The following is a 12797-nucleotide window of genomic DNA, read 5'->3' on the forward strand; positions in this document are numbered from 1 at the left end:
CACCCGCCTCCGCACCCACCCCAAGCCGCACCGGCACCCGCCTCCGCACCCACCCCAAGCCGCACCGGCGCCCACCCCAAGCCGCCCGGGCACCGGCCCGTCCGGACCCGGCCCCAAGCCGCCCGGGCACGGGCCGGACCGGACCCGGCCCGAAGCTCCCGGGCCGGGTCCGGCACCGCTCCCGCCCGGCGGAGCCGCCCCGAGGGAATCCCCGCGCCCCCGCCGCGTTGTACGAAGGGTGAGCGCCGCAGCCGAGTTCCCCCCGCTGTCCTTCCTCGACCGGTCCCGCACCCGGGAGGGCGAGGACCCCGCACGCGCCCTGCGGGAGACCGTACGTCTCGCGCGGCAGGCCGAGGCGCTGGGCTACCGTCGCTTCTGGGTCTCCGAGCACCACGGCGTGCCGGGCGTGGCGGGTTCCGCGCCCACCGTGCTGGCGGCGGCGGTCGCCGCGGCCACCGGCACCATCCGGGTGGGCACGGGCGGGGTGATGCTGCCGAACCACCGGCCGCTGGTGGTGGCCGAGCAGTTCGGGGTGCTGGAGTCCCTGTTCCCCGGCCGGATCGACATGGGTCTCGGGCGGTCCGTCGGCTTCACGGACGGCGTCCGCCGGGCGCTCGGCCGGGAGAAGGAGGACGCGGAGGACTTCGCGGGCCAACTCGACGAGCTGCTGGGCTGGTTCACCGGGACGCAGACCGCCCACCCCGGCGTGCGCGCCCGCCCTGCGGAGGGGCTGCGGGTGCCGCCGTTCGTGCTGGCCACCGGCGCGGGCGCACGGACCGCCGCCGAGGCCGGGCTGCCCCTGGTCGTCGGCGACCTGCGCGGCCGGGACCGGCTGCTGGCGGCGGTGGACGCCTACCGCACCGGTTTCAGGCCGTCGGCGTGGGCGGAGCGGCCGTATGTGGTGGTGTCCGGGACGGTAGCGGTCGCGGAGAGCGAGGAGGCGGCGCGCCGGCTGCTGGCGCCGGAGGCGTGGTCGATGGCGTACTCCCGCACCCGGGGCACGTTTCCGCCCCTGCTGCCGCCCGAGCGGATCGAGGCGCTGGAGATGACCGCGAAGGAGCGGGACCTGTACGCGTCCGGGCTGGCGGGGCACATCGCCGGGACGGCGGACCGGGTGGCCGGGGAACTGGCGGAGGCCGTGGCCCAAGCCGGTGCGGACGAGGTGCTGGTGACCACGAGCACCCACGACCGGGCCGCGCTGCTGGACTCGCTGACCCGGCTGGCCGCCCTCGCGGGCCTCTCCCCCGCGCTGACCAGGCGGGATGCCCAGGAAGCCGCCTAGACTGGGCCGTCATGCACACCCCCCACGACCCGTACGTCCGGGTCCGCGGCGCGCGGGAGCACAATCTGCGCGGTGTGGACGTCGACATCCCCCGGGACGCGCTGGTCGCGTTCACCGGGGTGTCCGGCTCCGGGAAGTCGTCGCTGGCCTTCGGCACGGTCTACGCGGAGGCCCAGCGGCGCTACTTCGAGTCGGTCGCCCCGTACGCCCGGCGGCTGATCCACCAGGTCGGCGCGCCGAAGGTCGATGAGATCACCGGTCTGCCGCCCGCGGTCTCGCTGGAGCAGCGGCGCTCGGCCCCCACCTCCCGCTCCTCCGTCGGGACGGTCACCACCCTCTCCAACTCGCTGCGGATGCTGTACTCGCGGGCCGGTGACTACCCGCCGGGGGCCGCCCGGCTGGACTCGGACTCCTTCTCGCCGAACACGGCGGTGGGCGCCTGTCCCGGGTGCCACGGGCTCGGCCGGGTGCACCGCACCACCGAAGAACTGCTGGTGCCCGACCCCTCGCTGTCGATCCGGGAGGGCGCGATCGCCGCCTGGCCGGGGGCCTGGCAGGGCAAGAACCTGCGGGACGTGCTGGACGCGCTGGGGTACGACGTGGACCGGCCGTGGCGGGAGCTGGCGCCCGCGGACCGGGAGTGGATCCTGTTCACCGAGGAGCAGCCGGTGGTCACCGTGCACCCGGTGCGGGACGCGGACCGTATCCAGCGCCCCTACCAGGGCACCTACACCAGTGCGCGCCGTCATGTGCTGCACACCTTCGCGGACTCCCGGAGCGCGGCGCTGCGGGCGCGGGCGGAGCGTTTCCTCGTCAGTGAGCCGTGCCCGGCGTGCGGGGGCAGCCGGCTGCGGCCGGAGGCTCTGGCGGTGACCTTCGCGGGCCGTACGGTCGCCGAGGCGGCGGCGCTGCCGCTGACCGCGCTGGCGGAGCTGCTGAAGTCCGGCCCGGACGGCGAGCCGGCGCGGGTGCTGACCGAGGATCTCCTCGCCCGGGTGGCGACCGTCACCGAACTGGGCCTCGGGCACCTCAGCCTGGACCGGACCACGCCCACCCTGTCCAGCGGGGAGCTCCAGCGGCTGCGGCTGGCGACGCAGTTGCGCTCCGGGCTGTTCGGGGTGGTGTACGTGCTGGACGAGCCGTCCGCCGGTCTGCATCCGGCGGACACCGAGGCGCTGCTGGTGGTGCTGGACCGGCTGAAGGCGGGCGGGAACTCGGTCTTCGTCGTGGAGCACCACATGGACGTGGTGCGGCGGGCGGACTGGCTGGTCGACGTGGGCCCGGGCGCGGGCGGGCACGGCGGGGAGGTGGTGCACAGCGGGCCGCTCGCGGATCTGGCGGGGGTGGACGCGTCGGTGACGCGGCGGTTCCTGTTCGGCGGCCGGGCTCCGGTGCGGCGGGAGCGGCGGACGCCGTCCGGGTGGCTGACCCTGGGGCCGGTGACCCGGCACAATCTGCGCGAGCTGTCGGTGGAGCTGCCGCTCGGCGCGCTGACGGCGGTGACCGGGGTGTCGGGGTCGGGGAAGTCCACGCTGGTCGGTGCGATCACGCCGGAACTGCCGGGTGTGGGGCGGCTGGTGACGGTGGACCAGAAGCCGATCGGGCGGACGCCGCGCTCCAACCTGGCCACCTACACCGGGCTGTTCGACACCGTCCGCAGGCTGTTCGCGGCCACCCCGGGGGCCAGGGAGCGCGGGTACCGGGCGGGCCGGTTCTCGTTCAATGTGACGGGCGGGCGCTGTGAGACCTGCCAGGGCGAGGGCTTCGTCACGGTGGAGCTGCTGTTCCTGCCGACGACGTACGCGCCCTGCCCCGACTGCGGCGGCGCGCGCTACAACCCCGAGACCCTCCAGGTGCGTTACCGGGAGCGGAGCATCGCCGAGGTGCTGGATCTGACGGTGGACGAGGCGGCCGGCTTCCTCGCGGACGTGCCGGCGGCCGCGCGGAGTCTGCGGACCCTGGTGGAGGTGGGGCTCGGCTATCTGCGCCTCGGGCAGCCGGCGACCGAGCTGTCGGGCGGCGAGGCGCAGCGGATCAAGCTGGCGAACGAGCTCCAGCGGGAGCGCCGGGGCCACACCCTCTACGTGCTGGACGAGCCGACGACCGGGCTGCACCCGGCGGATGCGGAGGTGCTGATGCGCCAGTTGCACGGGCTGGTGGACGCCGGGCACACGGTGGTGGTCGTGGAGCACGACATGGACGTGGTGGCCGGGGCGGACCGGGTGGTGGACATGGGGCCGGGCGGCGCGGACGAGGGCGGCCGGGTGGTCGCGGCCGGGCCGCCGGAGACGGTGGCGGCAGCGGCGGGCAGCCGCACGGCGCCGTATCTGGCCGCGGCCCTGCGCGGCGGGGGCCCGGCCGGCGGTACGCGGCCGGCCGGGCCCCCTCCTCCCGGAGCCGGGGGTCAGGCGGCCGTGTCGTAGGTGTAGTGGCGGGTGTGGTCGAGCATGTCGGCGGGGGTCACGTCGTTCCACGGCCGCATGGTGTCGTTGAGGGAGACCACGTTCGGGGTGCGCGTCGCGGGCAGATAGCGCGAGGCGGGGTGACGGGCCTGCCAGTCGGCCCAGAGCTTGTCGATGAAGGCGTGGTGCATCCAGAAGACCGGGTCGTTGGGCGAGACGCCGGTGCCCATCTGGCCGCCGACCCAGACATGGACCCGGTTGTGCAGGTTGACGCCGCGCCAGCCTTCGAGGTGGTTGCGGAAGCCGTCGGAGGCGCTGTTCCAGGGGGCGGCGTCGTAGACGGGCATGGCGAGGACGGAGTCGACCTCGGCGCGGGTGGGGAGCTGGGCGCCCCCGGCGCCGAGGGTGCGGCGCAGGAAGTCGCGGCCGTCGACGCGCACGGTGATGGGCCAGCGGCCGGAGGCCGCGCCGAAGGACCCCTCCGTGACCCGTCCGTCGCGGGCGCGGCCGGTGCCGCCGAGGAAGTCCGGTGCCCAGAGCGAGGACGCGGCGGTGCGGTCGGCGGTCCAGTCCCAGTAGGGCAGGGTCACGGAGGAGTCCACGGACTGGAGGGCCTGCTCGAACTCGATCAGGAACCTCCGGTGCCAGGGCAGGAAGGACGGCGAGCGGTGGCCCACCCGGGGCCCCTGGTCGGTGTCGCTCATGATGAAGTCGTTGTGCGTGGTGACGAAGGCGTCGTAGCGGCCGGTGCGCTTGAGCTCCAGCAGGGCGGCCACGAAGCGGCGCTTCTCGTCGGCGGTCAGCAGGGCCTGGTTCTTGCGTACGGTCATGGTGCGGGTCGCTCCGGTGTCAGGAGGGGAGGTCGAGGGGGACGAGGTCGGAGCCCTGGAGCTCCCGTACGGCCGCGCGGGCCACGGCACGGGGCGTGGTGAAGGTCTCGTAGTGGTTGACGACGCTGATCCAGGTGCCGTCCGCGTTCCGCATCACGTGCAGTTCCTCGCCGTCGATGTGGACGCGGTATCCGCCCCCGTGGCCGGTCGGGTGGTGGCCCGCCCCGTGCGCGGCGTGGTGGTCGTGGTGGCCGCCGCCGGTGGGCGCGGGGGCGCCCTGGATGCGGCGTCCCAGGTAGACCTCGTCGAAGACGGGCGGCCCGGCGGGGGTGCGCGGGCGCGGGGCGGACGAGGAGCGCGCGGTGCCGGCCGCGGCGCCGACGACGGCGAGGCCCGCTGCGGCGCCGGCGGCGCCCAGGGCCCGTCGGCGGGTGATTCGGGACATGGAGGAACCCCCTGTGGGACATGCGTGCGGTGAGGCAGGCGTGGTCGGACGGCGGTGTGGTCGGTACCGCCGCGGCATGCCTATCCGCTCAGGGGCGGAGGGGGTGAATCCGCCGGTGGGAGTTGGCCCGGATGCGGACAACTCGTCCCGGACCGTGCGGAGTTCAACGAAGTCGATCTTGCTCCCCGGCGCACGGTGCCGCCCCCGCTCAGAGGAATATCTTCAGCGAACGCTGATCCTTCCCGTAGATTCTTCCGCCGAAGTCCAAATCAAGTGGCCCTCTTCACTTCCCGAACATGTCCGGAACATATGCCGTTCCAGGGCTCACCGCCGGGCCCTGCGGGTGGCCCGCAGCCACTCCCGGTTCATCGCCGCGATCGAGGGCAGCGGGATGCCCTTCGGGCAGGCGGTGGCGCACTCGCCGGTCAGGGTGCAGCCGCCGAAGCCCTCCTCGTCCATCGCGGCCACCATGTCCAGCACCCGGGTCTCCCGCTCGGGCGCGCCCTGCGGCAGGACGTTCAGGTGGTTGACCTTGGCCGAGGTGAAGAGCATCGCCGAGCCATTGGGGCAGGCCGCCACACAGGCCCCGCAGCCGATGCACTCGGCGTGCTCGAAGGCGAGGTCCGCGTCCGGCTTGGGGACCGGAGTCGCGTGTGCCTCGGGAGCCGCGCCCGTGGGGGCGCTGATGTATCCGCCGGCCTGGATGACGCGGTCGAAGGCGGACCGGTCGACGACGAGGTCCTTGACCACCGGGAAGGCAGCGGCCCGCCAGGGCTCGACCACGATGGTGTCGCCGTCCGCGAAGGAGCGCATATGGAGCTGGCAGGTGGTGGTCCGCTCGGGGCCGTGGGCATCGCCGTTGATGACCAGCGAGCAGGCGCCGCAGATGCCCTCGCGGCAGTCGTGGTCGAAGGCGACCGGGTCCTCACCGCGCAGGATCAGGTCCTCGTTGAGGGTGTCCAGCATCTCCAGGAACGACATGTCCGGGGAGACGCCGTCGACCTCGTACTCGGCCATGGCGCCCTCGGCGCCCGCGTTCTTCTGGCGCCAGACGCGCAGGACGATCCTCATGCGTAGCTCCGCTGGGTGGGGTGGACGTACTCGAAGACGAGGTCCTCCTTGTGGAGGGCGGGCGCCTCGCCGGTGCCGCGGAACTCCCAGGCCGCCGCGTAAGCGAAGCCCTCGTCGTCGCGGGCGGCCTCGCCGTCGGGGGTCTGGGACTCCTCGCGGAAGTGGCCGCCGCAGGACTCCGTGCGGTGGAGCGCGTCGAGGCACATCAGCTCGGCGAGTTCCAGGTAGTCGACGATCCGGTTGGCCTTCTCCAGCGACTGGTTGAACTCCTCGCCGGTGCCGGGGACGGTGACCCGGCGCCAGAACTCCTCGCGGATCCGCGGGATCCGGGCGAGGGCCTTGCGCAGCCCCTCATCGGTGCGGGCCATGCCGCAGTACTCCCACATCAGCTCGCCGATCTCGCGGTGGAAGGAGTCGGGGGTGCGGTCCCCTCGGACGGCGAGGAGCCGGGCGAGCCGGTCGCGGGTCTCGCCGACCGCCTCGGCGACGGCGGGGTGGTCACCGGTGACCGGGGTGAAACCGCCGCGCGCCAGATAGTCGTTGATGGTGGACGGCAGGACGAAGTAGCCGTCCGCGAGCCCCTGCATCAGCGCGGAGGCACCGAGCCGGTTGGCCCCGTGGTCCGAGAAGTTGGCCTCGCCGATCGCGAACAGACCCGGCACGGTGGTCTGGAGGTCGTAGTCGACCCAGAGCCCGCCCATCGTGTAGTGGACCGCCGGATAGATCCGCATCGGCACCTCGTACGGATCCTCGTCGGTGATCCGCTGGTACATGTCGAAGAGGTTGCCGTACTTCGCCTCGACCGCCCCCCGGCCCATCCGGGCGATGGCGTCGGCGAAGTCCAGGTAGACGCCCTGGCCGCCGGGGCCCACTCCCCGGCCCTCGTCGCAGACGTTCTTCGCGGCCCGTGAGGCGATGTCGCGCGGGACCAGGTTGCCGAAGGAGGGGTAGATGCGCTCCAGGTAGTAGTCGCGCTCCTCCTCGGGGATCTCGTGCGGCGGCCGGGTGTCGCCGTGCGCCTTCGGGACCCAGATACGGCCGTCGTTGCGCAGCGACTCGCTCATCAGGGTCAGCTTGGACTGGTGGTCGCCGGTGCGCGGGATGCAGGTGGGGTGGATCTGGGTGAAGCAGGGGTTGGCGAAGTAGGCTCCGCACCGGTGCGCGCGCCAGATCGCGGTGGCGTTGGAGTTCATGGCGTTCGTCGACAGGTAGAAGACGTTGCCGTACCCTCCGGACGCCAGGACGACCGCGTCCGCGAGGTGGGTGGAGATCTCACCGGTGACGAGGTCGCGGGCGACGATCCCCCGGGCCCGTCCGTCCACCACGACCAGGTCGAGCATCTCGGTACGGGCGTGCAGGGTGACGGTGCCGGCCGCGATCTGCCGGGAGAGGGCCTGGTACGCGCCCAGCAAAAGCTGCTGCCCGGTCTGGCCGCGGGCGTAGAAGGTGCGGGAGACCTGGACGCCGCCGAAGGAGCGGGTGTCCAGGAGTCCGCCGTACTCGCGGGCGAAGGGGACGCCCTGGGCGACGCACTGGTCGATGATCTCCACGGAGATCTGCGCGAGGCGGTGGACGTTGGACTCCCGGGCCCGGAAGTCGCCGCCCTTGACGGTGTCGTAGAAGAGGCGGTGGATCGAGTCGCCGTCGTTGCGGTAGTTCTTGGCCGCGTTGATACCGCCCTGGGCGGCGATCGAGTGGGCCCGGCGCGGGGAGTCCTGGTAGCAGAACTGCTCGACGTGGTAGCCCTGTTCGGCGAGGGTGGCGCCCGCGGCCCCGCCGGCCAGGCCGGTGCCGACCACGATCACGGTGTGCTTGCGCCGGTTGGCCGGGTTGACCAGCTTCGCCCGGAAGCGGCGGGTGTCCCAGCGTTCGGCGACGGGGCCCCCGGGGGCCCGGGTGTCGGCGATCGGCTCGGCGGCGGTGTAGTCGAGGTAGGACATCTCAGCTCACGACTCCGGTCATGACGGCGACGGGTACGGCGACGAAGCCGGCGGTCAGGCCCAGCGCCAGCAGGTTGGCGGTGGCCTTCAGGGCGCGGTCCCGGCGGGCGTTGCCCGCGCCCAGGGTCTGGGCGGCGCTCCAGAAGCCGTGCCGGACGTGGAGGCCGACGGCGAGCATCGCGGTGAGGTAGATGACGTTGCCGTACCAGGTGGAGAAGGTGTCGACGACGTTCTCGTAGGGCCGCCCCTCCTGGAAGCCGCCGCTGTGGACGTGCCCGGTGGTCAGGTCGAGGACGTGCCAGACGACGAAGAGGGCCACGATGACCCCGCCCCAGCGCATGGTGCGGGTCGCGTAGCTCGCCCGGCGCCGCTTGCGCACATAGCCGGTGGGCCGTGCCCGCAGGTCCCGCCGGGTGAGCTGGTACGCGCTGACCGCGTGCGCGACGACGGCCGCGAGCAGCACGACCCGCACGATCCACAGCGCCCAGGAGTAGTGCAGGACCGGGGCGCCCATGGTGCGCAGCCAGTGCCCGTAGGCGTTGAACTCCCCGGGGCCGAAGAAGACCTTGAGGTTGCCCACCACATGGGCGACGAGATAGCCGAGCATCAGCAGCCCGCTGACGGCCATGACCGTCTTCTTGCCGATGGTCGACCGCCAGAAGGCGCGTACCGCGGAGGGTCGCCGGCCCGCGCCGTCCGCCCATCCGGGTCCGCCGCCGCCCGTGCCCGCCTGCGTCCTGCGTGTCCGCGTTGCCAGAGCCATGACGACGACGCTAGGGCCGGGGCCGGGCAGTGGTCCAAGACATGATCCGGCTGATCCTGATAGGCAGGGCCTATAGGGTGGCGTTCATGCAGCTCCAGCAGCTCCGCTACTTCACCGCCGTCGCCGAGACCCTGCACTTCACCCGGGCCGCCGAGCGGGTGCACGTCTCCCAGCCCTCGCTCTCCCAGCAGATCCGGGCGCTGGAGCAGGAGCTGGGAGCGGATCTGTTCCGGCGGGCCCGGGGGAACATCGCCCTGACCGACGCCGGGGAGGCTCTGCTGCCGCTGGCCCGGCGGATCCTCGCGGACACCGAGACCGCGCGGCGCGAGGTGCAGGAGGTGGCGCAGCTGCGCCGGGGCCGGGTGCGGCTGGGGGCCACGCCGAGTCTGTGCACCGGGCTGCTGCCGCAGGTGCTGCGCACCTTCCACGACCGGCATCCGGGGATCGAGCTCCTGATCGAGGAGTCCGGCTCGCACGACCTGGTACGGGAGCTGGCGCGCGGGGCGCTGGACCTGGCCCTGGTGGTGCTGCCGCTGCCGTCCTCCTCGCCGTCGCTGACCGCGGTGGAGCTGCTGCGGGAGGACCTGGTGGTGGTCTCCTCCCCGGCGGCACCGGCTCCGGCGTCACCGCTGCGGATCGCCGATCTCGCGGGCGAGCCGCTGGTGATGTTCCGGCGCGGCTACGGCCTGCGGGACCTCACGGTGGCGGCCTGCCGGTCCGCCGGCTTCGAGCCCTCCTTCACGGTGGAGGGCGGCGAGATGGACGCGGTGCTGGGCTTCGTCCGCGCCGGACTGGGGGTGGCCGTGGTCCCGGCGATGGTGGCCGAGGGGGCGGGCGGCGATCTGCGGGTGACCCGGCTGTCCGGCGCGGGGCTGCACCGGACGATCGCCCTGGCGCACCGCAGCGACGTGGAACCGCCGCGCGCGGCCCGGGAGCTGCAGCGGATGCTGCTGGCGTCCCGGGTGCACCGGCCCGTCCGGCCGGGCCGCGCCGGCTGACGCCCCGGCGGCGGTCCGCCGCCCCGCCCCGCCCGTACTCAGACCGCGTCGGCCAGCAGCAGGGAGTGGATCCGGTCCGGCGCCCCGGGCCGGGCGTAGTACCAGCCCTGGGCCGTGTCGCAGCCCAGTTCCCGCAGCTGCTCGGCCTGCGCCCCCGTCTCCACGCCCTCCACGGTGACGGCCAGCTCCAGGCTGTGGGCGAGCGAGACGATCCCCTCGACGATCTTCAGATCGACCGGGTCGCACGGGTGCTGCTGCATCCCCTGCGTGAAGGAACGATCCAGCTTCAGCACGCTCACCGGGAGCCGGCGCAGGTTGGCCAGGTTGGAGTACCCGGTGCCGAAGTCGTCGAGCGCGATGTCCACGCCCAGTTCGGCGAGTTGGCGCAGGGGCTTCAGCAGGTCCTCGTCCGCACCTATCAGGGCCGACTCGGTGACCTCCAGGCACAGGGCGCCCGGGTCGAGACCGGACCGCTCCAGCACGTCGACCGTGTCCGTGACCAGCCCCGGGTGGGTGAGCTGAGCCGGGGAGAGGTTGACGTTGATCCGCAGCGGGCCGCCGTCGCTGTGCCGGCTGCTCCAGAAGCGGGCCTGGCGGACCGACTCCTCCAGCACCCAGCGGCCCAGCGGGACGATCAGTCCGGTGCGTTCGGCGAGCGGGATGAAGCGGTCCGGGCCGAGCACCCCGTGCTGCGGATGGCACCAGCGGACCAGGGCCTCGGCGCCGTGCACGGTGCCGTCCCCGAGGTGCACCAGCGGCTGGTACTCGATGAAGAACTCGCCCCGCTCCAGGGCGGCCGGCAGGGCGGTGGTCAGCCCGTGGCGGGTGATGGCCCGCGCGTCCGCCTCCGGGTCGGCCAGCTCGTAGCGGTTGCCGCCCGCCGACTTGGCCCGGTACATGGTGATGTCCGCGCTGCGCAGCACCTCCGCGCTGGTCCGCTCCCCCGCCGGGCCCTCGACGATGCCGATGCTGCCGCGCACGGTGAACTCGCGGCCGTCCACGTTGACCGGCGCGGAGAGCGCGCCCAGAATCCGGGCGGCCAGTTCGTCGACCTCGCGCTCGGTGTCGGGGCCGGTGGTCAGGGCCACGAACTCGTCGCCGCCGAGCCGGGCGACCATCTCGCCGGGGGCGGTGGCGCAGCTCTGGAGCCGGTCGGCGACCTCGACGAGCAGCCGGTCGCCGGTCGCGTGGCCCAGGCTGTCGTTGATGGCCTTGAAGCCGTCGAGGTCCAGGTAGCAGAGACCGAAGCGGTTGCCGTCGCCCGCCGTGACGGCCTTCTCCAGGCGTTCGAAGAACAGGGTGCGGTTGGGCAGCCCGGTGAGCGCGTCGTGGGTGGCCTCGTAGCGCAGCCGCAGGTTGAGGAGCCGCCGTTCGGTGGTGTCCTCCATCAGCGCGAGCTGGTACTGCGGCACGCCCTCGGCGTCGCGCAGCAGGGAGACGGTGAGGTTGGTCCACAGGACCGTGCCGTCGCCCCGGTAGAAGGGCTTCTCGGTGCGGTAGTCGTCGCGTTCGCCGCGCACCAGCTCCCGGTACAGCTCCCAGACGTGGGGGCGGTCCTCGGGGTGGGCCCACTCGGTGAACCGGCGGCCGCGCACATGGTGCTCCAGGCCGCCGAACATCCGGGTCAGGGTGTCGTTGACCTCCAGCACGTTGCCGTCGAGGTCCGCGATGGCGATGCCGATGGCGGCGCCCTCGAAGACGGCCCGGAAGCGGACCTCGGTGTCGTGCATCGCCTGGAGGGCGTCGTTGCGGGCGAGCAGGGTGGAGCGGGCGATGGCCTCCTGCTCGGCGAGGGTCCGCTCGCGCAGCGCGTGGGCGAACCCGGCGGCGACCGCGTGCTGGAGCCGGGCGCACCGTGCGCGGCTCTCCTCGGCGCTGAGGCCGGGGTCGCCGCAGTAGAGGACGAGGTACGCGTCGATCACGCCGAGGGTGCGGCTGAGCGCGTCGGGGTCGGTGCAGTGGGCCTCCACCAGGGCCCGCCCGATCCGCTGCCCGGACTGCGGTGCGAACGGCCTCGCGTGCAGGGCCTCGCGCAGTTCCCGGGCCAGGGGCAGCAGATGGCACTCGAACTCGGGGCGGGTGAGCGAGGTGGCGGTGGCCGGGAAGATGGCCCGGCTCCAGATGGTCGCGAAGCGCCGGAGGCGGTCCTCGGGGGCGTCCGGTTCCACGGCTGGGCCCCCGGCCTGGGACGACGGCTGGTTCACGCCCGGCGCCCCACCCCTGAGAAGCCGGAGAAGGCGTACGGGTCCTCCTGGCCGGCGTCGTCGCCGGGCCTCCAGCGCGCCAGGGGGACCAGCCCGGGTTCGACCATCTCGAATCCCTCGAAGAAGGCCGCGATCTCCTCGCGGCTGCGCATGACCAGCGGGTTGCGGATGTCGCGGTAGACCCCCACCGCGCCGCCCGCCTGCTCCTGGGGGACCGGGATGCCCTCGTAGGAGGCGTGGGTGAGGATCAGCAGACTGCCGGGCGCGAGCGCGTCGCGCAGGGCGGCGACGGCGGCGCGCGGGTCGTCGGCGTCCTCGACGAAGTGCAGTACGGCGACGAGGAGGAGGGCCACCGGCCGGTCCAGGTCGAGGAGTTCCTTGACCTCGGTGCTGTCCAGGATCTGGCCGGGCGAGCGCAGATCGGCGGCGAGGACGGCCGTGTGCTCGTCGTCCTCCAGCAGGCTGCGGCTGTGGGCCACGGCGACCGGGTCGTGGTCGACGTAGACGACGCGCGCCCGCGGGTCGGACCGCCGGGCGACCTCGTGGACGTTGCCGAAGGTGGGGATGCCGGAGCCGATGTCGAGGAACTGGCCGATGCCCTCGGCGACGGCGAAGTCCACGGCGCGGCGCATGAAGGCCCGGTTCGCCTGCATGATCTTGGGCAGGCCCGGCAGGAACTCCATCGCCCTGCGCGCGGCCTCCCGGTCGGCCTCGAAGTTGTGCGAACCGCCCAGATAGAAATCGTAGATCCGGGACACGCTCGGCACCGATATGTCGATGCTCTGCGGTGCCCAGGCGGGTCGCTCCATCGATGTCTCCAACAAGTCGCCACGGCAGGGAGGCCATGTCCATGGCCGGTGTT

Annotated in this window: 10 protein-coding genes; 3 read left to right on the forward strand and 7 right to left on the reverse strand. The window is 73.4% G+C overall.

The features are described from left to right. Positions 1-238: 238 nt before the first annotated feature. Both C593_RS0115525 and C593_RS0115530 read left to right on the forward strand, forming a co-directional pair. A complete protein-coding gene (locus C593_RS0115525; RefSeq protein ID WP_018848219.1) occupies positions 239-1282 on the forward strand; it encodes an MsnO8 family LLM class oxidoreductase in 1044 nt (347 codons plus the stop codon). A gap of 11 nt (positions 1283-1293) precedes the next feature. Next, complete coding sequence (locus tag C593_RS0115530) at positions 1294-3705, forward strand: excinuclease ABC subunit UvrA (RefSeq protein ID WP_018848220.1); 2412 nt, start codon at positions 1294-1296, stop codon at positions 3703-3705. Here the strand turns inward: C593_RS0115530 and melC2 are convergent. The 5 genes from melC2 to C593_RS0115555 all read right to left on the reverse strand — a co-directional run bounded on the left by melC2 (position 3687) and on the right by C593_RS0115555 (position 8733). Beyond that, positions 3687-4514, reverse strand: a complete 828-nt coding sequence (gene melC2 / locus C593_RS0115535) for a tyrosinase MelC2 (RefSeq protein ID WP_018848221.1) — start codon at positions 4512-4514, stop codon at positions 3687-3689. The two genes, C593_RS0115530 and melC2, sit on opposite strands and share 19 nt — an antisense overlap. Before the next feature lie 19 nt (positions 4515-4533). Beyond that, the gene (gene melC1 / locus C593_RS0115540; protein ID WP_018848222.1) at positions 4534-4959 is read right to left on the reverse strand and encodes an apotyrosinase chaperone MelC1; all 426 of its coding nucleotides are present in this window, start codon (positions 4957-4959) and stop codon (positions 4534-4536) included. Between the two features lie 324 nt (positions 4960-5283). Further along, entirely contained in the window at positions 5284-6030 is a 747-nt protein-coding gene (locus C593_RS0115545; protein ID WP_018848223.1) for a succinate dehydrogenase/fumarate reductase iron-sulfur subunit, read from the reverse strand. Then, positions 6027-7970 carry a fumarate reductase/succinate dehydrogenase flavoprotein subunit gene (locus C593_RS0115550; RefSeq protein WP_018848224.1) on the reverse strand — a complete coding sequence of 648 codons (1944 nt, stop codon included), beginning with the start codon at positions 7968-7970 and terminating at the stop codon, positions 6027-6029. The genes C593_RS0115545 and C593_RS0115550 overlap by 4 nt, the downstream gene beginning before the upstream one ends. A 1-nt stretch (position 7971) precedes the next feature. Continuing rightward, the gene (locus C593_RS0115555) at positions 7972-8733 is read right to left on the reverse strand and encodes a succinate dehydrogenase (protein WP_078521568.1); all 762 of its coding nucleotides are present in this window, start codon (positions 8731-8733) and stop codon (positions 7972-7974) included. A gap of 86 nt (positions 8734-8819) precedes the next feature. Between C593_RS0115555 and C593_RS29820 the strand changes: the two genes are divergently transcribed. Continuing rightward, a complete protein-coding gene (locus C593_RS29820; RefSeq protein WP_051093711.1) occupies positions 8820-9731 on the forward strand; it encodes a LysR substrate-binding domain-containing protein in 912 nt (303 codons plus the stop codon). Positions 9732-9769: 38 nt separating this feature from the next. On the opposite strand, the gene C593_RS0115565 is transcribed toward C593_RS29820, so the two are convergent. Both C593_RS0115565 and C593_RS0115570 read right to left on the reverse strand, forming a co-directional pair. Further along, positions 9770-11935 (reverse strand): EAL domain-containing protein, encoded by a 2166-nt coding sequence (locus C593_RS0115565; RefSeq protein WP_026277723.1) that lies wholly within the window; start codon positions 11933-11935, stop codon positions 9770-9772. Beyond that, a complete protein-coding gene (locus C593_RS0115570) occupies positions 11932-12744 on the reverse strand; it encodes an SAM-dependent methyltransferase (RefSeq protein WP_018848228.1) in 813 nt (270 codons plus the stop codon). The genes C593_RS0115565 and C593_RS0115570 overlap by 4 nt, the downstream gene beginning before the upstream one ends. Between the last annotated feature and the right edge of the window lie 53 nt (positions 12745-12797).

This window comes from Streptomyces sp. CNT372, from assembly GCF_000377145.1.

Excerpts from the sequence above, each read along its gene's own strand:
- C593_RS0115555 (WP_078521568.1), bottom strand. The coding sequence starts at position 8,733 with ATGGCTCTGGCAACGCGGACACGCAGGACGCAGGCGGGCACGGGCGGC.
- C593_RS0115530 (WP_018848220.1), top strand. The coding sequence starts at position 1,294 with ATGCACACCCCCCACGACCCGTACGTCCGGGTCCGCGGCGCGCGGGAG.
- C593_RS0115570 (WP_018848228.1), bottom strand. The coding sequence starts at position 12,744 with ATGGAGCGACCCGCCTGGGCACCGCAGAGCATCGACATATCGGTGCCG.
- melC2 (WP_018848221.1), bottom strand. The coding sequence starts at position 4,514 with ATGACCGTACGCAAGAACCAGGCCCTGCTGACCGCCGACGAGAAGCGC.
- C593_RS0115545 (WP_018848223.1), bottom strand. The coding sequence starts at position 6,030 with ATGAGGATCGTCCTGCGCGTCTGGCGCCAGAAGAACGCGGGCGCCGAG.
- C593_RS29820 (WP_051093711.1), top strand. The coding sequence starts at position 8,820 with ATGCAGCTCCAGCAGCTCCGCTACTTCACCGCCGTCGCCGAGACCCTG.
- C593_RS0115550 (WP_018848224.1), bottom strand. The coding sequence starts at position 7,970 with ATGTCCTACCTCGACTACACCGCCGCCGAGCCGATCGCCGACACCCGG.
- melC1 (WP_018848222.1), bottom strand. The coding sequence starts at position 4,959 with ATGTCCCGAATCACCCGCCGACGGGCCCTGGGCGCCGCCGGCGCCGCA.